This is a genomic window from Pseudomonas sp. 13159349 (assembly GCF_013305685.1).
In the GTDB taxonomy this organism is placed as follows: Bacteria; Pseudomonadota; Gammaproteobacteria; order Pseudomonadales; family Pseudomonadaceae; genus Aquipseudomonas; species Aquipseudomonas asiatica.
In genome coordinates this window covers 3,358,462-3,377,397 of sequence record NZ_CP045553.1, presented here as the reverse complement: position 1 = coordinate 3,377,397, position 18,936 = coordinate 3,358,462, and the positions used below count along the sequence as shown (strand labels likewise).

The window sequence follows — 18,936 nt, the reverse complement described above, 5'->3', positions numbered from 1 at the left end:
CCAGCTCCACGCAGAGATCTTGTGTCCCGGAGGTGCAGCATGTCCATGCCACTCAAAGGCCCCATCCTGTCATCACTCGTTCTGGCCTTGCTCGGCTGGGAGTCGACCAGCGAAGCCGCCGTGCAGTGCCAGCGCACCCTGGTCGCCAACGTTGTGGCGCTGGACCAGCCACTGATGTTCAACCGCCTTGGCGCGCAAAACGCCAACGGCATGATGTTCGCCCTGCGCGAGGATGTGGTGGACGACAAGATGGTCCCCCTCAGCAGCGGCGGGGCGGCGGTACCGGGCAAGGTCACCCTGCGCCCGGACAAGCGCCCGCGGCCCATCGTGCTGCGGGTGGCCGCCGGTGAATGCCTTACCGTCAACCTGACCAACCTGCTCGACTACAAGGCCAACCCCAACAAGGACGGCATCGAGGCCGAAGAGCCTGAGGGCGAAGAGGAGGGGCCGGAGCTCGAAAATGAAGCCGCCGAAGGCTTCGTCGCCGATGAACAAGTGGCCGAACGCATGGTCGGCTTCCAGGTCAACGGCATGCAGGCGGTCAACAGCATCGCCGACATTTCGGCCTACACCGGGCGTAACGGCAACTTCTTCGTCAGCCCCGGCAGCACCCGCAGCTATACCTTGTACGCCGAACGCGAAGGCGCTTTCGCCGCCACCAGCAAAGCCGCCACCTTCGGCGGCGAGGGCACTGCGGGCAACGTTGCCAACGGCCTGTTCGGCCAGGTAGTGGTAGTGCCCAAACTCGGCCGCGCCTACCGCAATACCCTCACCGAAGAAGAAATGCGCCTGGCCGCCACCGGCCGTACCGCCACCGGCCAGCCGGTGATCGACTACGAAGCCCGCTACCCGCAAATGCAACCCTGGATCGCCGAAGGCAAGGCCGGCAAGCCGATCATTGCCATGGTCGACGGCAACCAGATCATCAACAGCGAAACCGATGCCATCGTCATGGGCCCCAACCCCGATGGCAGCTTCCCCAAATCCACCTACCCGCTGGAAAGCCTGGGCAAGCGCAACCCGGCGTTGCCCAACCGCCTGGAGGCGTTCCGTGACTTCGCCTCGCAGTTCGCCGACGAGGTCGCCGGCACCCAGGCGTTCCCTGGCTACTGGGCCGACCCGGTGATGGGCCATGTACTGGAACCCACCCGCGACTCGTTCATGATCAACTACGGTTCCGGTGGCATGGGCGCGGAAGTGGTGGCCAACCGCCTGGGCGTGGGGCCGATGCACGACTGCCTGTCGTGCGCCTATGAGGAGTTCTTCCTCAGTGCGCACACTGTCGGTGACGTCGGTACCCTGGTGGACGTGCCGGCCAACGTCGGCCTGGAGCACATTCGCCCTGGCGAGGTGCCACCGGCCAGCGCCGTCGGGGTCAAGGCCAGCATGGCCCTGTTCCCGGCGGAACCGGCCAACGTGCACCACAGCTACATTGGTGACTTCACCAAGTTCCGCAACACCCACAACGGCCATGAACAGCACATCTTCCACCTGCACGGCCACCAGTGGCTGTTCAACCCCAATGACGACAATTCCGACTACATCGATGCCCAGGGCATCGGCGCGGGGGTCGGCTACACCTACGAAATCGCCAACGGCGGTGCGGGCAACCGCAACCGGGTGGCGGGCGATGCCATTTACCATTGCCACTTCTACCCGCACTTCGCCCAGGGCATGTGGGCCATGTGGCGGGTGCACGACGTGTTCGAGGAAGGCACCCGCCTGGAAGTGAGCGGGCAGGGCGAGAACGGCTTCCACAGCACCCCGTTCGCCCTGCGCAGCGGCAAGCCGGCGGTTGGCGCGCGGGCCTTGCCCGATGGCGAGATCGTTGCGGGTACGCCGATCCCGGCCATCGTGCCGCTGCCCGGCAAGGCCATGGCGCCGATGCCAGGCAAGGTGGTGGTGGTACCGAAGCTGTCCGAAGAGCTGGTTGCCGCCAATGACGACGACGAGCCCGAAGAAGAAGAGGATGAAGAACCAGCCAACCGGGAGCCGGTTCGCAAGGCCATCGGCTCGCTGGCGCTGGTCGACCGCAGTGACGCCAACCGCAACGCCGACGGCACCTTGAAAAACCCTGGCTATCCGTTCTGGATCGGCGGCATGGAAAGCAGCGTGGGCAACCGCCCACCAACCCCGCCACTGGACATGCTCGACCCGGCCATGGCACGCCAGCTCAAGGAAAGCGGCAAGGCGCTGTGGGCCAACCTTGACCCGAACCAGGTCGATGGCTGGGATGGCGGCCTGGGGCGCCACGCGCTGGACGGCGTATCTGCCGGCGGCGAGGCCGAAACCACCACCACCAAGCTCGATTTCACCAAGGTGGTACACAAGGCCAAGCCCATCTACCTGCCGGAAGAGGGTACCGATGTCGAGCAGGCGGCCATGCAGTTCCATGCCCAGGCCGAACACCAAAGCTTTGCCCTGATCCCCGGCAGCCAGCCGGTGGCCAAGGCGTTCCGCACCAATGGCGCCTTGCCGACTGCCGGCGCGCCGTTCTACGAGCCGTGCATGGATGACCGGGGCAAACGCCTGACCCAATCTTCCGGGGTAGGCGAGTACTTCAGCGGCGAAAGCCTTTCGGGCCTGAACTTCCGGGGCTCCTCGGCCTTCACCGCCGACCACCCACGCATCTACAAGGGCGCCAACATCCAGTTCGACGCGGTGTACAACAAGGTCGGCTACCACTTCCCGCAGGCCCGCATCATCGCCCTGTGGGAGGACGCCTGGCCGGTGATTACCAAGCAGCGCCCGCCAGAGCCACTGGTGATGCGCATGAACACCTTCGACTGCACCATGTACCAGCACACCAACCTGATCCCGAACATCTACGAGATGGACGATTACCAGGTGCGCACCCCGACCGACGTGATCGGCCAGCACATCCACCTGCCCAAGTGGGACCTGACCGCCGCCGACGGCTCGGCCAACGGCTGGAACTACGAAGACGGCATCCTCTCGCCCGGCAGCGTGGTCGAGCGGGTGCAGGCCATTCGCGCCTACAACGGCTGCACCCAAGGCGATAGCCGCGACGGCACCGCCGCCTGCCCGCAAGCCCGGCAGCACCCATACTTCGGCCGCTTCGGCCGGGCCGACTGGCTGGGCGCACGCACGGCCATGCAGCGCTGGTTCGCCGACCCGCTGGTGAACGTGTACAACGTCGACCGTGGCCTGGGCACCATCTTCACCCACGACCACCTCGGCCCATCGACCCACCAGCAGCTTGGGCTGTATGCCACCGTACTGGCCGAACCGGCCAACTCCACCTGGTACCACGCCGAAACCGGCGAGAAGCTGTACAACCCGGCCACGCGCCAGGACGGTGGCCCGACCTCGTGGCAGGCGGTGATCCAGACCGGTGACCACGATGGCGACGGCAAGAACGACAGCTACCGCGAGTTCTTCCTGGAATACAGCGACTTCCAGCACGCCTACGAGGCCGGTGTGTACGTCGGCGCCGGGCCGGACGGCATCCCCAATGCCCAGTCGTACCCGGCCACCGCCGACAGCTTCCGCTACGCCATCAACCCGCCGGTGCGCGGCAAGGCGTCGAACCTGCTGGAGGCCATCGTCGAGGAACGCGGCGGCATCAACCCGGGCTGCCCAAGCCGGCCCTGCCCGCAGGCAATCTCGGTGGATGACCCGGGCATGTTCGTCGTCAACTACCGCAACGAGCCCCTGGCCCTGCGTGTGTACGACCCGAACAAGGTCGGCCCGGACGGCAAGCGTGGCATGCAGGCCGACGGCCTGGCCGGCGACCTCAGCTATGCCTTGCAAACCCGTACCGACCGGGCGATTCCGGCCATGAACCTGGCTCCGTCGGCGATTACTTCGGCCGTGGGCCCCACCGGCGGCACCACGCTGTTCCCGCCGCACATCAACGCGGCCGGCAGCGAACCGGGCGACCCGTTCACCCCGATGCTGCGCACCTACTCCGGTGACAACGTACGCCTGCGCATGCACGCCGGTGGCCATGAAGAGGAGCACAACGTCACCTTGCATGGCGTGAAGTGGCTGCAGAACGGCACCGGCTACGGCAACAGCTCCAACTCGGGCTGGAAGTCATCGCAGATGATCGGTATTTCCGAGCAATTGGGCTTCATGGCGCCGGTGTCGATGATCTCCAGTTCGGCGGCCACCAACGGTGACTACCTGTATTCCCTGGATGCGGCCCTGGAGGGCTACTGGAACGGCATCTGGGGCATCATGCGCAACTACACCGCGCAGCGTGCCGACCTGTTCCCGCTGCCCAACAACCCGCAGCCGGTGGCCATGCGCAACACCGTCAACTTCGACGGCATCTGCCCGAAAACCACGGCCAACCCCAATGGCATCGGCAGCCGTCCCACGGTCAAGCGCAGCTACGAAATCGTCGCGGCACTGGCCAACGACATTCTCGAGAACCGCAACGGCGTCAGCATCAATGACCCGGCCGGTGTCGGCCAGCATGTCGGCGGCCCGCTCAAGGCCAATGGCGGCACCCTGGTGTTCAACAGCCGCAAGACCACCATTCCGCTGGTCAGTGGGGTAGACCCCGAAGATGGGGAACCCTTCACCATCGGTGGCCACAGCGCGCCGCTGCACGACCCGACCGCGATCCTGTACGTGCGCAAGGCCGACCTGGACGCCACCACCGGCAAGCTCAAGGCGGGCGTGCCCGTGGAGCCACTGGTGCTGCGCGCCAATGCCGGCGAGTGCATCAGCATCACCCTGGAAAACCGCCTGCCGCTGGTGATGCCGGACCTGCCCAGCACTGCGGTGATGCACAACGTGGTCAAGCGTGACCGCTTCGACAGCGAGGGTGCCACCGCCTTTGCCAACAACCTGATGCGGCCGTCCAGCCACGTGGGCCTGCATGCCCAGCTGCTGGCCTACGACATCACCAAGTCCGATGGCGCCAACGTCGGCCTCAACCCGGTGCAGACCGTAGCCCCGCGTGCCGGCACCAGTGGCGCCTGGCCGACCCGTACCTACCAGTACTATGCCGGCCACCTGGAGCGTGAAGGCAAGCCGGTGTCGCAGCTGGGCCGCACGGTGGACAACATCAACACCACGGCCATCGAGTTCGGCGGCCTCAACCTGACCCCGTCAGACTTCATCAAGCAGCCGCAGAAAGGCCTGGTGGGTGCCATGAGCATCCTGCCACAGACAGCCACCTGGACCGAGGACACCGCAACACGGGCCCAGGCCACGGTCAAGGTCACCGGCCAGCCCGACTACCGCGACTTCGTCACGGTCTGGCAGCGTGCGCTGAACATGCGCTGGGCCGACGGCCGCCCGGTGGAGGGCATCAATACCGAAGGCAACGGCGCCGCCGGCGACCCGCAGGACAACGGCAACATGGCGGTCAACTACAAGACCGAACCCCTGTGGCTGCGCTTCGGCATGGCCCCCGACTCACCCTTCGGCCGCGCCGGTGGCCTGGGCTTTGGCGATGTGCCCAATGCCCACATGGCCTACGCCAACGCCCTGGTCGGCGGCGACCCGCAAACCCCGGTGCTGTACGCCAAGCCCGGCCAGCCAGTGCGCAACCATATCGTGATGCCCAGTGGCGGCAGCCGCGGCATGGTCTACCAGCTGGATGGCCACTTGTGGCCGCTGCACAACTACCAGGCCGAGAAGAGCGACGAGTACGGCTACCCGATGTGGCAGCCCGGCATCGGCTCGGTGCGCTTCGGCTACAACCCGATGGCCATGTACATCGGTGCCCAGGAAAGCGTGCTGCCGGCTGCGCACTTCAGCTTCATGCTGCCCAGTGCCGGCGGCGCCAACGCGGTGGCGGGTGACTACCTGTTCCGCGACTACGCCGCCTACGGCAACCTCTCGGGGCTGTGGGGGATCTTGCGGGTGACCAATGAAGCGCCGCCGGCAACGGCACCGGCGCAGTGACGGTAAATGGGGGCGCGAAAATGAACAAGAAGACCCGCCTTGCATGCATGGGGGTAGCACTGGGGGCAGCGCTGATCGGTCTGGGCGTGGCCTATGAAAGCCTGTGGTGCGATCCGCGCGAGTATTTGCAGGGCTCTGCCGACCCGCAGGCCCCGCACCGGCTCAGCCGCGACGGTGTGACCGTGGAGTTCGAGGCCCGGCCGCTGGCGGGGGATCAGCTGCAGGAGGGCAGCTTCGCCAACATCCGTTTCAAGGTCAGCGACCAGGCCAGTGGCCAACCGCTGTCGGGCATGGCCCCGGGGGCGTGGCTCGACCCGACGCAGTCGGCCCCGGAGGGCGACCGCGACCAGAGCTGCAAGGCCCGTGTCGCGCTGTTCCTCAAAAGCAGCATTGGCGCGCGGCCTTTGCTCGACCTGAACAGTTACTTCCTGTTGATGATGAACAAGGACGCCAGCCTGACGGTGATCGACCCGACCGTATCGGTGGGCGGCGTGACCAGCACCATGGCCCGCATCGACCTGCCTGGGCGGCCCATGGACTGGGTAGCCACCGCTGACGACAGGCAGGTGTTCGTGTCCATTCCCGAGCGCGGCAAGGTCTCGGTGATCGACACCGAGACCTTCACCCGCGTGGCCGACCTGGACGCTGGCGACCAACCGCTGCGCGTGGCCCTGCAACCGGACCAGCACCGGCTTTGGGTAGGCAACAACAGCAGCGACCCGGCCAAGGGCGGGGTAACGGTGATAGACGTACCGGGGCGCAACACCCTGAAAACCTTCAACACCGGCGGCGGCCACCACGAAATCGCCTTCAGTGGTGACTCCCGCTACGCCTATGTCAGCAACCGCGACAGCGGCACCCTGAGCGTGATCGACATCCCGGAAATGCGCCTGGCCAAGACCATCAAGGTTGGCCCGCACCCGCTGTCGGTCAGCTATTCGGCGTTGTCCCAGGCGGTGTACGTGGTCGATGGCGAGGAGGGCAGCGTGCGCGTGTTTGATGCCCGCAACCACCAGCTACGCCACACGGTCCAGGCCGAGCAGGGCCTGGGGCCAATGCGTTTCAGCAGCGATGGCCGCTATGGCATCGTGCTCAACACCCTGGAGAACCAGGCCCTGGTGATCGACGCCAGTACCGACAAGCTGATCCACCGGATCCCGGTGGCGGCCGAACCGTATCAGCTGACTTTCACCAAGGGCTATGCCTACGTGCGCGGCCTGGCTTCACCGAAGGTGAGCATGATCAACCTGGCCAGCCTGGGCGAAGGGCGTTCGCCGATCATCCAGGGCTTCGAGGCCGGCCCGGCGGCGCCACGCCAGGCTGGCGACCTGCCGCTGGCTCAGGGGCTGTCGGTGTCGCGCGATGACAATTCGGTGTTCGTGGTCAACCCGGTGGACAACACCACCTACTTCTACGCCGAAGGCATGAACGCACCGATGTCCGGCTACAACAACCGTGGCCACCAGGCCCGTGCCGCCATCGTCGTCGACCGCAGCCTGCGCGAACTGGCGCCGGGCGTGTATGGCTCGACGGTGAAGATGCCCGCCGCTGGCAAGTTCGACGTGGCCTTTTTGCTCAACCAGCCGCAGATCATCCACTGCTTCAGCACCGATGTGGTCGCAGCGCCGAATGCCGGCAAGCGCAAGGGTGCGCATGCCGAGTTCATCGGCCTGGACCGGCCGTTGTCGCAGCACAGCGCTGTGACCGCACGGGTGCGCATCGTCGGCGACGACGGCCTGCCGCGCCTGGGCCTGAGCGACCTGAGCCTGCGCTACTTCCTGGCGCCTTCGTCGATGCCACGCAACCTGCAGCTGGAGGAGGTGGGCGAGGGCATCTATCAGGCAGCGCTGAGCCTGCCCGAAGCTGGTGCCTGGTACCTGCACGTGCAGTCGCCGTCGCTGGGGCGCAAGTTCGCCGAAGAAAACTACACCAGCCTGCGCGTGCTGCCGGCCGCAACGTCCACCGTTTCCGATAATGACGTGAGGAATCTGCGATGAACGCCAAGCATGCTTGCACATTGTTGGCCCTGAGCCTGGCTTTTGCCGGCAACCTGGCCCTGGCCCATGGCGGCCACGACCACAACGGCCACGCCGAACAGCCGCCGGCGGCGCGCCAGGAAAAGGCCAGTGTGCGCTTTGCCGATGTCTCGCTGCTGAACCAGGACGGCATGCCGGTACGCCTGGAAAAAGACCTGGTTGGCGACCACCTGGTGGTCATGGGCTTTATCTACACCAGCTGCACCACGGTGTGCCCGGTGGTGTCGTCGATCATGGGCAAGGTCCAGCAGCAACTGGGTGGCCGGGTAGGGCAAGACATTCACCTGGTATCGATCAGCGTCGACCCGCAACGTGACGACGCCAAGCGCCTGCAGGATTACGCCAAGGCTTTCCAGAAGGGGCCGGGCTGGAGCTGGCTGACCGGCACGCCATATGCCATCAGCGAAACCCTCAAGGGCCTGGGCAGCTTCAGCGCCGACCTCAGCCAGCACCCGCCACTGATCCTGGTGGGGGACGGGCGCACCGGCCACTGGACGCGCTACTACGGCTTCACCGACCCGGCAGTGCTGATCGACGAAATCAACCGCCTCGGCGCCCGCCGGGTGCATGCCAAGAGCACGGCGATTGCCGACCATCACGAGGTGCAACCATGAGCCTGGTAAGCTCCCGCCGCGCAGGCATGCGCGGTTTTGACTGGCTGATGCTGGGTGGCTGCCTGTGGATCCTCGCCTCGGTGGCGTTCGCCCATGAAGGCCATGCCCCGCAGGCGCCAGCACCGCAGCCGGCACCGCAGGCGATGACCAGTGGCGGCGGTACCCGCGATGCCCAGGCCTGGTTCACCGACACTGTGCTCAAGGACCAGAATGGCCGCGAGCTGCGCTTCTACAGCGATGTGCTCAAGGACAAGGTGGTGATGCTCAACGTGATCTTCACCCATTGCACCGACGCCTGCCCGCTGATTACCCGCAAGTTGCGCGAAGTGCGCGAGACCATGGGGCCGCAGCTGGCCAGCCAGGTGACCTTCGTGTCGATCAGCAGCGACCCGCTCAATGACACCCCCGAAGTGCTCAAGGCGTTTGCCGGGAAGCAGGGCGTGGATGGGCCCAACTGGTTGTTCCTGACCGGTGACAAGGCCAATGTCGATTTGGTGCTCGGCCGCATCGGCCAGTTCCTGCCCAGCCCCGAGCAGCATTCGACACAGCTGATTGCCGGCGATGTGGCCGGCAAGCGCTGGAGCAAGATCCGCCCGGATGCACCGCCGGCGGCGATTGCCCAGCGCATGCAGCTGCTGGCACTGCCTTTGGCAGGGCGGTGAGTATCATGCGCAGTACTTCGCCAATGCCCACGCCAAATTTGGCGCGAATCCCGGCGCGAATCCCTGTAGGAGCGGCCTTGTGTCGCGATCGGGCGCGCAGCGGCCGTAAAACCGGCATACCCGGAGTACCTGATGAAACACATTCGCCGGTCCTGCGGCCGCTGCGCGCCCGATCGCGACACAAGGCCGCTCCTACAGGGATTCGCGTCCGTATTGAAGCAGTGCTGCGCTATCTGGCATTCGCATTAGGCATTGCCATGTGCAGCGGTGCACTCGCCCTGGACCTGACCGAACATGAACAAGCCGGCAAACACCTCTACCGCCAGGGCGTCTCCAGCAGCAACGCACAGCTGCAAGCCCGTGTCGGCGCCAGCGACATGACTGTCCCCGCCAGCGTGCTGCCCTGCGCCAGCTGCCACGGCAACGATGGCCGCGGCCGTGCCGAAGGGGGCGTACGCCCGCCCAGCCTCGACTGGCAGCGCCTGGCGCAAGGCCAGGGCGAACGCGAGGTCAACGGCCGCCGCTATCCGGCCTACACCGACAGCAGCCTGGCCCGGGCGATTCGGCACGGCGTCGACCCGGCAGGCAATCGCCTGGACCCGGCCATGCCGCGCTTCGAACTCACCTTGGCCGACCAGCGCAACCTCACGGCCTACCTCAAGCGCCTGGCCCAGGAGCGCGACCCCGGCGTGGAGGAGGGCGTGCTGCGCCTGGGGACCTTGCTGCCGGCATCCGGCCCGCTGACCGAGGCCGGGCAGGTGGTGCGTGCGGTGCTGGAAGACGGCCTGACGCAACTCAACCAGCAGGGTGGCATCCACGGGCGACGCCTGGAGCTGGTGGTGCTCGACCCGGGATCCGACCCGGCCAGCGCCGAACGGGCGCTGAAGCAGTTGCTGGAGCAGGAGCAGGTGTTCGCCCTGATCGCGCCATTGGCACCCATGCTCGACCAGCGCCTGGCAACCTTGCTGGCGCCCCACAATGTACCGCTGATCGGCAGCACCCCACGCAGCGGCGGCAGCCCACAGATTTTCGACCCGTTGCCCGGCTTGCCCGCGCAATTGCTGAGCCTGGCCGGCCACGCCCGCGCGGCACTGGGGCTGGCTGCCAACGACCTGCGTGTGGTGTATGCCGGCAATGAACAAGCGGCGTTGGCCGAACAGGTGCGCGAACGCCTTCAGCAGCAGGGCTGGTCACCACCTGCGGCCCAGGCCTTTGCTGGCCAGGCCGTGGACGGGCAGGGCATTGTCTTCCTCGGCCGTGCCCAGGCCTTTGCCGAACTGGCTTCGGCGCTGCAGTCAGCCGGCCGCCAGCCATACCTGTTTGCCGCCTCCAGCCAGGTGACCGGCGCCGTGGCGCGCTTGCCCGAGTTTTGGTCGCAACGGGTGTTCCTGGCTTATCCCTACGTGCCTGGGGACTGGACCGAACAGGGCCAGGCGATTCTGGCCGGCCTGCAGCAGCGTCAGGGCCTCGACCCTCGCCAGGCGTCGTTGCAGGTCAACACCCTGTGCGCGCTGCGCCTGCTGAGTGAAGCGTTGAAGCAGACAGGCCGCGACACCAGCCGCGAGCAGCTGATTGCCGCGCTGGAAGGCCTGCATGATGTGTCCACCGGCCTGACCCCGGCCCTGGGCTTCGGCCCCGGTCGCCGCCAGGGCATGGCCGGTGCCCATGTGGTGGCGGTGGCCCTGCCCGGGCCGCGCTTCACCGCGGTCACCCCATACCGGCCACTGCCGGACAGCCCTTGAGCGGAGGTTGCCATGCGCGTTCTGTTGTTGTGCCTGTTGCAGGTGTTGGCCAAGGCAAGCTGGGCCGATATGCCGGCGGCGCGGGTCAATGGTGTGGAGATCGAAACGATGCGCCTGGAGCGCTATTTCAGCGAATACCTGGATGCCCAGGGCCGCGCGGTGGCCAGCATCCGCAACCCGAACCTGTACCAGCGCCTGCGCGACCAGGCACTGAATGAACTGATCGACAAGGAGTTGTTGTGGCAGGAGGCCCAGCGCCGCGGCATAGCCATCAGCGACGAGCAGGTGTCGGCGCATGTGGGCGAGGTCGAGGCCGCGCTTGGCAGCCCGGCAATCTTTGAACGGCGGCTGGCGGAAGCGGGCTTCGATAGGGCACAGTACAATGAGTACACCCGGCGCGAGCTGGCCGCGCAGCAGGTGTATGCCCAGCTCAGCGCTGTCGCCGCGCCCAGCCAGGCCGAAGTGGAGGCATTCTACGATGCCAGCCTGGAAACCCTGCAAGGAGTGCAGAAACAAAATGACGAACCTTCGGTCATACGCGAACAGGGACTGGTTCAAGCCAGGGCCACGCTCATCGGGCAGCGGGAGGCGCAGGCGCGCCAGTCCGTGCGCCAACGTTTGCGTGCGTCCGCTATCGTGGAGATTGCCGACTGAGGTGACTGATGGCGTTTCCCCAATCATGGGGAATAACGATCTGGCAGTGTGCCATCAGTTTCCCCGCATGTGGGGAACCAGGCCGGTGCGCCTGCCCGCTGCGTTACGGATGTTGATCGGTACCCCCTGGCGAATCAATGACTTACAGTGGTGCAGCATGATTTTTCACGCCTGGCACGAAGCCTGCTCAAGCCTGTACAGGGGCGCACTTCGCAGACCGGGTTACCGGGCAGTTCTTGGGAGTCGACCTTGGTGAACAGAGTATTGGTAGTCGATGACGAACAGACTCTTGCGCAGAACCTGCAAGCGTACCTGCAGGCGCAAGGCCTGGAAGTTCATGTTGCCCACGACGGTGCCAGTGGTATCGAGCAGGCTGCAAGCCTGGCACCGCAAGTGATCGTGCTGGATTACCGCTTGCCCGACATGGAGGGTTTTCAGGTTCTGGAGACCGTACGCAGGAACAGGCAGTGCCACTTCGTGCTGATTACCGCCCACCCCACCGTCGAGGTGCGTGAGCGGGCCGCCGAACTGGGTGTGAGCCATGTCCTGTTCAAGCCGTTCCCGTTGGTGGAACTGGCCCGTGCAGTCTTCGACCTGATGGGCATCGAGCGCCGGCGCAGGGCCACGGACAACCCGGCTGAAGGGTTTGTCGAACGACGCCAGAACAGGAACGAATCGTTCCCCCTGCAGTTGTACGATGGAAGCTGGGTATTGGCCGACCGCCGCCGCAACGGCGCCAAGCCCCCGGGGCCCGACGACGATCAACTGCTCACAGGGGAATAGCGGCGCCCGCACCCCTGGCCGAGCCAGCCTGCGACGCGCCCCTGAGCGGAGTCGCAGGCCATGCCAGAAGCATTCGATGCAACCGTTACGGCCTTATCGCCGGCAAGCCAGCTCCCACAGGATTCGCGTTGCCTTCAGGATTGCGCTGTGCCTGTGGGAGCGGGCATGCCCGCGAAGAATCCAGCACCATTCTCAGCCTACCCCCGCGACCTGCTGGCCCAGGCCCGCCTGCAAACCAGCGACGAACGCCTGCTCACCCGCCTGGAACAGCTGGCCTGCGACACCCCCGACACCTTCACCCAGCGCCTGGGCCTGACCCTGCATTACCCGGTGCTGGACAGCCACACCCTGCTGGCCAGCACCCCACGCTTCGACAAGGTCAGCCTGGCGATGTGCCTGAAGCGTGAATTCGTCCTGATCGAGCAGGGCGGCCAACTGCTGGGCGTGTTCGCCGACCCCTTCGACCACGCCCGCCTGGCCTGGATCGACGATGTGCTGCAAGGCGCACCGCTGTACCTGGCCCATGCCGCCGACCTTGCCACCTTCCTGGCCCGCCACGAAGAAAGCTTCCACGCCGTGGACGCCCTTGACCACGACGCCGAAACCAGCAGCGAAAGCGACCCGCTGCAGCGCCTGTCGCTGGCCAGCATCAGCGAAGACCAGAGCCGCGTGGTCAAGCTGGTCAACTCCACGCTGTACGACGCCCTCAAGCTGCACGCCAGCGACATCCACCTGGGCATGACCGGCCAGGGCCTGACCATAAAGTACCGCATCGACGGCGTGCTCAACGGCGCCGGCAAGGCCAGCGGCAGCGCCTTCGCCGACCAGGTGATCTCGCGCATCAAGGTGATGGCCGAGCTGGACATTGGCGAAAAGCGCGTGCCCCAGGACGGCCGTTTCAAGGTTGCCGTGGGCGACCGGCAGATCGACTTCCGGGTATCGATCATGCCCAGCATCTTCGGCGAAGACGCCGTGCTGCGGGTGCTCGACAAGCAGGACCTGTCCGACCGGGTCAGCGGCGTGCAGCTGCAGGCCCTGGGCTTTGCCGAGGAAACCCTGCGCGCCCTGCGCCGCCTGGCCGCCGAACCCTACGGCATGATCCTGGTCACCGGCCCCACCGGCAGCGGCAAGACCACCACCCTGTACGCCATGATCAGCGAGATCAACCACGGCGTGGACAAGATCATCACCATCGAGGACCCGGTCGAATACCAGCTGCCTGGCGTGTTGCAGATCCCGGTCAACGAGAAGAAGGGCCTGACGTTCGCCCGCGGCCTGCGCTCGATCCTGCGCCACGACCCGGACAAGATCCTGGTCGGTGAAATCCGCGATCCGGACACCGCGCAAATCGCAGTGCAGTCGGCGCTCACCGGCCACCTGGTGTTCACCACCATCCACGCCAACAACGTGTTCGATGTGATCGGCCGTTTCAGCCAGATGCAGGTCGACCCCTACAGCTTCGTCTCCGCGCTCAATGCGGTGCTGGCCCAGCGCCTGATCCGCCTGGCCTGCCCGCACTGCGCGACGCCGTGCGAAGTCGACGACGACACCCTGTACGGCGCGGGCCTGACCCGCGAGGGCGTGGCCGGCTGGAAATTCGTCCGCGCCCAGGGCTGCGGCCAGTGCCGTGGCAGTGGCTACCGCGGCCGCAGCGCCATCGCCGAACTGCTGCACCTGGACGACGACCTGCGGCAGATGATCGTCGAGCGTCGCCCTCTGTCGCAAATCAAGAACCTCGCCTGCCAGCGTGGCCTGCGCCTGCTGCGGGCCTCGGCCCTGGACCTGGTCCGGGATGGCCGTACCACACTCGAGGAGATCAACCGTGTCACATTCATTTGATCGTGGCGCTTACAGATACAGTGCCGTACTCGGTGCCGAAGGTGTGGGCCTGGGTAGCTGGCACGCCAATCACCACCAATGGCTGGGCAGCCGCGACTTTACCTGCGATGCCGCCCAGCCGGCCTGGGAGGCCGCCGTCGACGCCCTGGCCACGCTGCTGGCCGAGCATGCCGTGCGCGGTGCCCAGTTGCGGGTACTGCTGTCGGCCCGGTACAGCCGCTTCTGCCTGGTGCCCTGGAGTGATGCCATCAGCCACCCGCGCGAGCTGGACGCCTACGCCCGGGCCTGTTTCGAAAACCTCTACGGGCAGCCGCTGGACGACTGGCGCATCGTGCTGTCGCCCGAGCCGGCCGGTGCCGCGCGCATCGCCACGGCGTTGCCCGAAGCCCTGCTGCAGCGGCTGCAGGCGCTGGGCCGGGAAAGCCACCTGAGCCTGCGCTCGGTACAGCCGTACCTGATGGCCGCCTACAACCGCTGCTCGGCGCAGCTGGGGCAGGGCGACTTCCTGTTCGTCCTGGCCGAACCGCGCCGCAGCGTGCTGCTGCTGGCTGCCGGCGGGGCCTGGCAGCAAGTGCTGACGCAAGGCTGTGCCGACAGTGACCTGGCCCTGCAAGCACTGATCGAGCGTACCTGCGAGCTGTACGGCGAGCACCTGCCACGGGTCTACCTGCATGCCCCGGGCCGGGGTGACGTGCCGCAACTGGCGGCGGTGCAGCTGTGCCAGCCAGCCAGCGATGCCGACCCACTGTGCGCCATGTGGCGGGCGGTGGCCTGACATGCGCCGCCTCGACCTGGAATTCCAGCCCCGGCGCAACGGCCCGTTGGCCTGGTCGCTGCTGGCCGTGGCGAGCGCCACCGTTGCCGGCCTGGTGCTGCTGCAACAAAGCTTGCAGGCCGAGCAGGTCGAACGGGAGGCCAGCGTGCACAGCCTGGAGCAGCAACTGGGCCGTCGCCCGGCCACTGTCGCGCCGCTGAGCAGCGCCGCCAGCCGCGAACAGGCCGAGCGCCTGGCGCAGATGCAAAGCGTCTCGCAGCAACTGCAACGGCCTTGGCAGCAGCTGTTCGCCATGCTCGAAGCGCAGCCCCAGGACGACGTGGCGCTGCTAAGCCTGGCCCCCGACGCGCGCAAAGGCCAACTGCGCATCACCGCCGAGGCGCGCAACCTGGAAGCGATGCTGCAGTACCACCAGCGCCTGGAGGCCAGTGCCGAGCTCAGCGATGTGTCGTTGCTTAACCACGAAGTGCTGGCCGCGCAGCCCGAACACCCGGTGCGCTTCACCCTCACCGCTACCTGGGAGACTGGCCATGGGCGCCCGTGAATCGCTGAACAGCCTGATCCTCCAGGAGCGCCTGCGTCGCGTCGGCCCGGTCGGCCTGGCTGCGGTTGCGGTGGGCCTGCTGGCCGTGGGCGTGCTGTGCGCCGGGGTGTTGCCGCAATGGCAGAACCTGCGCGAGCTGCGCGCCACCGAAGCGGACGCCAGCGTGCAGGTCGAGCGGGTCAGGCGTGGCGAGCTGAAGATTGCCATCAAACCCGAGCAGCAGGCCCTCGACAGCCTGCGCCAGCAACTGCCGGGGCAGCCCCGGGCCAGTGAGCTGATCGAGCGCCTGTACCACCTGGCCAGCGCCGAGCATATCAGCCTGGCGCGTGGCGAATATGCCCTGGGCATCGACCCCAAGACGCAACTGGCGCGCTACCAGATCGTGCTGCCGGTACGCGGCAGCTACCCGCAGATTCGCGGTTTCCTCAAGGGCCTGCTCAAGCAGTTGCCGACCCTGGTGCTGGAAGACCTGGAGCTGCAACGCAAACGCATTGGCGACAGCGAGCTCAACGCCCGCCTGCGCATGACCCTTTACCTGTCGAGGTCATGATGAACACACAACGTGCTGTCATCTGGGTTGGCTTCCTCGGCGTGAGTGCGGCGCTGGCCTGGGCGCCGGGTCATTGGTTCGGCGAGGAAGACAGTGTTGCCCCCTTCGCGGGCGCGCCCGCTCCCACAAAATCGGCGGTATCCACGGTCCCTGTGGGAGCGGGTTTACCCGCGAAAGGGCCGGAACAAGCCTCCAGGGATCTCTTCCCAACCCAGCAATGGACCAAACCCAAGGCTCTGGCCACTGTCACCGAACAACCCGTGGTCACCGCACCCGCCGTAGTCGCAGCCCCGACTGCACCGGCCCTGCCATTCCAGTTCATTGGCCGCATCGGCGACCGCGACGACCTGCAGATCTTCCTGCAGAGCGGCGAAAAACTCTACGTCGTCCGCCAAGGCGACGTGATCGAAGACACCTACCGCCTCGAGCGGGTATCGGCCAGCGAGCTGCATCTGGTCTACCTGCCTTTGCATCAGTCGCAGACTTTGTCTGTAGGGAGCGCACCATGAAGTCGTCAAAGCTGTGCAAACCGGCTCCGTTCCTGCTAGTGGCGCTGTGCGTGGCCATTGCCGGCTGCGGCTCCAGTGCGGTACGCAAGGACAGCGAACAGCTGATGAAGGAGGGCCAGTACGAAGCCGGCATCGCCAGCCTGGAAGAAGCCCTGCGCGAGGACCCGCGTGACACCGAGCTGAACATCGCCCTGGCCCACAGCCGCCAGGCCGCGGTCGAGGCGCTGCTGACCCAGGCCGACGCCGACCGCATCCGCCACGACTTCGCCATCGCCCGCATGGGCTATGGCCGGGTGCTGACCCTGGAGCCGAACAACCGCCGCGCCCAGGAAGGCATCCGCCAGCTGGAGCTGATCCGCACCCTCGACGAGCGCGTGGCGCTGGGCCAGGCGGCGCTGCGCCAGGGCGACCTGTTCGGTGCCGAGCGCTACATGCGCGAAGTGCTGCGCCTGGACCCGCAGAACCAGAAGGGCATTGCCCTGCGCAGCGACATCGAGAACGTGCAGGCGCGCACCGCGCAACCGTTCCCGCAACTGCGCAGCAAGCTGGAGCGGCCGGTGACCCTGGAGTTTCGCGATGCCAACCTGAAGACCATCTTCGAGGTGCTGTCCCAGGTCGCCGGCATCAACTTCATCTTCGACAAGGACATGCGCCCGGACATGAAGGCCACCATCTTCGTGCGCGAGTTGCGCATCGAGGACGCCGTGGCGCTGCTGCTGGAACAGAACCAGCTGCGGCAGAAGATCGTCAACGAGAACACCCTGATGATCTACCCCGACTCGCCGCAGAAGACCAAGGACTACCAGGAACTGGTCATGCGCACCTTCTACCTGACCAGCATCGACTCCAACACCGCGCTGAACATGGTCAAGACCATGCTCAAGACCCGCGACGTGTTCGTCGATGAGCGCCTCAACACCCTGACCATGCGCGACACCCCCGATGCCGTGCGCATGGCCGAAAAGCTGCTGCAGTCGCAGGACCAGTCCAACCCCGAGGTGGTGCTGGAAGTGGAGGTGATGGAAGTGGCCACTTCGCGCATCCTCGACCTCGGCCTGCAATGGCCCAACACCTTCGGCGTGCTGAGCTCCGACGGCCAGCCGGTAAGCGTGCTCGACCAGCTCAAGGGCATCGACTCCAGCCGCATCAGCATCGCGCCGGCACCGCAGGCCAAGATCAACGCGCAGGACAAGGACATCAACACCCTGGCCAGCCCGGTGATCCGCGTCAGCAACCGCGAGCAGGCGCGCATCCACATCGGCCAGCGGGTACCGATCATCAGCGCCACCTCGGTGCCGTCCACCCAGGGCCCGGTGATCACCGAAAGCGTCACCTACCTGGACGTGGGCCTGAAGCTTGAGGTGCAGCCCACCGTGCACCTGAACAACGAAGTGGCGATCAAGGTAGCCCTGGAGGTGAGTAACGCCACCCCGCTGGAAGCCACCCGCCAGGGCACCATTCCGGTCCAGGTCGACACCCGCAACGCCCAGACCACCCTGCGCCTGCACGATGGCGAAACCCAGGTGCTGGCCGGCCTGGTGCGCAACGACCATAACGCCAGCGGCAACAAGATCCCGGGCCTTGGCGACATCCCTGGCCTGGGCCGGCTGTTCGGCAGCAACAAGGACGACATGAGCAAGTCGGAGCTGGTGCTGGCGATCACCCCGCGCATCGTGCGCAACCTGCCGTACCAGAGCCCGTCGGACATGGAGTTCGCCACCGGCACCGAGTCGGCCATGCAGGTGCGGCAGATGGCGCCGTTGCCGCCAGCGGATGTGCCTGGCAATGCCCCGGCCACCGATGCCCCGGTGGTGGAAAGCCAGATGGCGATCGCCCCGCCCAAAGGGAGCCCGCGGCCATGATCGCGCAGCGCCGCATGCAGGGCTTCAGCCTGATCGAGGTGGTGCTGACCCTGGCACTGCTCGGGCTGCTTGCCAGCATGGCCGCGCCGCTGACCGAAACCGTGGTGCGCCGCGGCAAGGAACAGCAGCTGCGCGAGGCGCTGTACCAGATTCGCGACGCCATCGACGCCTACAAGCGCGCGTTCGATGCCGGCTACATCGAGAAGCGCCTGGACGCCAGTGGCTACCCGCCGAACCTGCAGGTGCTGGTCGACGGCGTGCGCGATGTGCGCAGCGCCAAGGGCGCCAAGTTCTACTTCCTGCGGCGCATCCCGCACGACCCGCTGGTGGCGGCCAAGGGTGAGGACGAAGGCGGGTGGGGGCTGCGCGCCTATGACAGCAGCCCCGACAACCCGCGCGAAGGTGAAGACGTGTTCGACGTGTATTCCAAGGCCCGCGGCAAAGGCCTGAACAACATCCCCTACGGGCAATGGTGACAGC

14 protein-coding genes are annotated in these 18,936 nt (G+C 66.4%); all 14 read left to right on the top strand.

From position 1 onward, the window contains the following. Positions 1-39: 39 nt before the first annotated feature. The 14 genes from mnxG (at position 40) to GEV38_RS15640 (ending at position 18,932) form a co-directional block, all read left to right on the top strand. Positions 40-5,886 carry a manganese-oxidizing multicopper oxidase MnxG gene (gene mnxG / locus GEV38_RS15705; protein ID WP_054572754.1) on the top strand — a complete coding sequence of 1,949 codons (5,847 nt, stop codon included), beginning with the start codon at positions 40-42 and terminating at the stop codon, positions 5,884-5,886. Positions 5,887-5,906: 20 nt separating this feature from the next. Beyond that, a complete protein-coding gene (locus GEV38_RS15700; protein ID WP_015270599.1) occupies positions 5,907-7,883 on the top strand; it encodes a YncE family protein in 1,977 nt (658 codons plus the stop codon). After that, positions 7,880-8,536, top strand: a complete 657-nt coding sequence (locus GEV38_RS15695) for an SCO family protein (protein ID WP_015270598.1) — start codon at positions 7,880-7,882, stop codon at positions 8,534-8,536. Before GEV38_RS15700 ends, GEV38_RS15695 begins: the two co-directional genes overlap by 4 nt. After that, positions 8,533-9,198, top strand: a complete 666-nt coding sequence (locus GEV38_RS15690) for an SCO family protein (protein WP_015270597.1) — start codon at positions 8,533-8,535, stop codon at positions 9,196-9,198. The genes GEV38_RS15695 and GEV38_RS15690 overlap by 4 nt, the downstream gene beginning before the upstream one ends. A gap of 257 nt (positions 9,199-9,455) precedes the next feature. Then, positions 9,456-10,940 carry an ABC transporter substrate-binding protein gene (locus tag GEV38_RS15685; protein ID WP_224765912.1) on the top strand — a complete coding sequence of 495 codons (1,485 nt, stop codon included), beginning with the start codon at positions 9,456-9,458 and terminating at the stop codon, positions 10,938-10,940. A gap of 12 nt (positions 10,941-10,952) precedes the next feature. Next, complete coding sequence (locus GEV38_RS15680; RefSeq protein WP_013972866.1) at positions 10,953-11,594, top strand: SurA N-terminal domain-containing protein; 642 nt, start codon at positions 10,953-10,955, stop codon at positions 11,592-11,594. A gap of 249 nt (positions 11,595-11,843) precedes the next feature. Further along, a complete protein-coding gene (locus GEV38_RS15675) occupies positions 11,844-12,377 on the top strand; it encodes a response regulator (RefSeq protein ID WP_031325917.1) in 534 nt (177 codons plus the stop codon). 165 nt (positions 12,378-12,542) lie between these two features. Next, on the top strand, positions 12,543-14,216 hold the full coding sequence (locus GEV38_RS15670) for a GspE/PulE family protein (RefSeq protein ID WP_015270595.1): 1,674 nt from the start codon (positions 12,543-12,545) through the stop codon (positions 14,214-14,216). Further along, on the top strand, positions 14,170-14,991 hold the full coding sequence (locus tag GEV38_RS15665) for a hypothetical protein (protein WP_233467751.1): 822 nt from the start codon (positions 14,170-14,172) through the stop codon (positions 14,989-14,991). The genes GEV38_RS15670 and GEV38_RS15665 overlap by 47 nt, the downstream gene beginning before the upstream one ends. A gap of 1 nt (position 14,992) precedes the next feature. Beyond that, positions 14,993-15,535, top strand: coding sequence for a PilN domain-containing protein (locus GEV38_RS15660; RefSeq protein WP_054572753.1), 543 nt, complete (start codon positions 14,993-14,995; stop codon positions 15,533-15,535). Continuing rightward, positions 15,522-16,085 carry a GspMb/PilO family protein gene (locus tag GEV38_RS15655; protein ID WP_054572752.1) on the top strand — a complete coding sequence of 188 codons (564 nt, stop codon included), beginning with the start codon at positions 15,522-15,524 and terminating at the stop codon, positions 16,083-16,085. The genes GEV38_RS15660 and GEV38_RS15655 overlap by 14 nt, the downstream gene beginning before the upstream one ends. Then, a complete protein-coding gene (locus tag GEV38_RS15650; protein ID WP_043936184.1) occupies positions 16,085-16,594 on the top strand; it encodes a hypothetical protein in 510 nt (169 codons plus the stop codon). Before GEV38_RS15655 ends, GEV38_RS15650 begins: the two co-directional genes overlap by 1 nt. Beyond that, entirely contained in the window at positions 16,591-18,456 is a 1,866-nt protein-coding gene (locus GEV38_RS15645; protein WP_173895875.1) for a secretin N-terminal domain-containing protein, read from the top strand. Before GEV38_RS15650 ends, GEV38_RS15645 begins: the two co-directional genes overlap by 4 nt. Continuing rightward, positions 18,453-18,932, top strand: coding sequence for a type II secretion system protein (locus tag GEV38_RS15640; RefSeq protein ID WP_015270589.1), 480 nt, complete (start codon positions 18,453-18,455; stop codon positions 18,930-18,932). The genes GEV38_RS15645 and GEV38_RS15640 overlap by 4 nt, the downstream gene beginning before the upstream one ends. The last annotated feature ends 4 nt before the right edge of the window (positions 18,933-18,936 follow it).

Excerpts from the sequence above, each read along its gene's own strand:
- GEV38_RS15650 (WP_043936184.1), top strand. The coding sequence starts at position 16,085 with ATGAACACACAACGTGCTGTCATCTGGGTTGGCTTCCTCGGCGTGAGT.
- mnxG (WP_054572754.1), top strand. The coding sequence starts at position 40 with ATGTCCATGCCACTCAAAGGCCCCATCCTGTCATCACTCGTTCTGGCC.
- GEV38_RS15690 (WP_015270597.1), top strand. The coding sequence starts at position 8,533 with ATGAGCCTGGTAAGCTCCCGCCGCGCAGGCATGCGCGGTTTTGACTGG.
- GEV38_RS15700 (WP_015270599.1), top strand. The coding sequence starts at position 5,907 with ATGAACAAGAAGACCCGCCTTGCATGCATGGGGGTAGCACTGGGGGCA.
- GEV38_RS15640 (WP_015270589.1), top strand. The coding sequence starts at position 18,453 with ATGATCGCGCAGCGCCGCATGCAGGGCTTCAGCCTGATCGAGGTGGTG.
- GEV38_RS15665 (WP_233467751.1), top strand. The coding sequence starts at position 14,170 with ATGGCCGTACCACACTCGAGGAGATCAACCGTGTCACATTCATTTGAT.
- GEV38_RS15660 (WP_054572753.1), top strand. The coding sequence starts at position 14,993 with ATGCGCCGCCTCGACCTGGAATTCCAGCCCCGGCGCAACGGCCCGTTG.
- GEV38_RS15680 (WP_013972866.1), top strand. The coding sequence starts at position 10,953 with ATGCGCGTTCTGTTGTTGTGCCTGTTGCAGGTGTTGGCCAAGGCAAGC.
- GEV38_RS15655 (WP_054572752.1), top strand. The coding sequence starts at position 15,522 with ATGGGCGCCCGTGAATCGCTGAACAGCCTGATCCTCCAGGAGCGCCTG.
- GEV38_RS15685 (WP_224765912.1), top strand. The coding sequence starts at position 9,456 with ATGTGCAGCGGTGCACTCGCCCTGGACCTGACCGAACATGAACAAGCC.
- GEV38_RS15645 (WP_173895875.1), top strand. The coding sequence starts at position 16,591 with ATGAAGTCGTCAAAGCTGTGCAAACCGGCTCCGTTCCTGCTAGTGGCG.
- GEV38_RS15695 (WP_015270598.1), top strand. The coding sequence starts at position 7,880 with ATGAACGCCAAGCATGCTTGCACATTGTTGGCCCTGAGCCTGGCTTTT.
- GEV38_RS15670 (WP_015270595.1), top strand. The coding sequence starts at position 12,543 with ATGCCCGCGAAGAATCCAGCACCATTCTCAGCCTACCCCCGCGACCTG.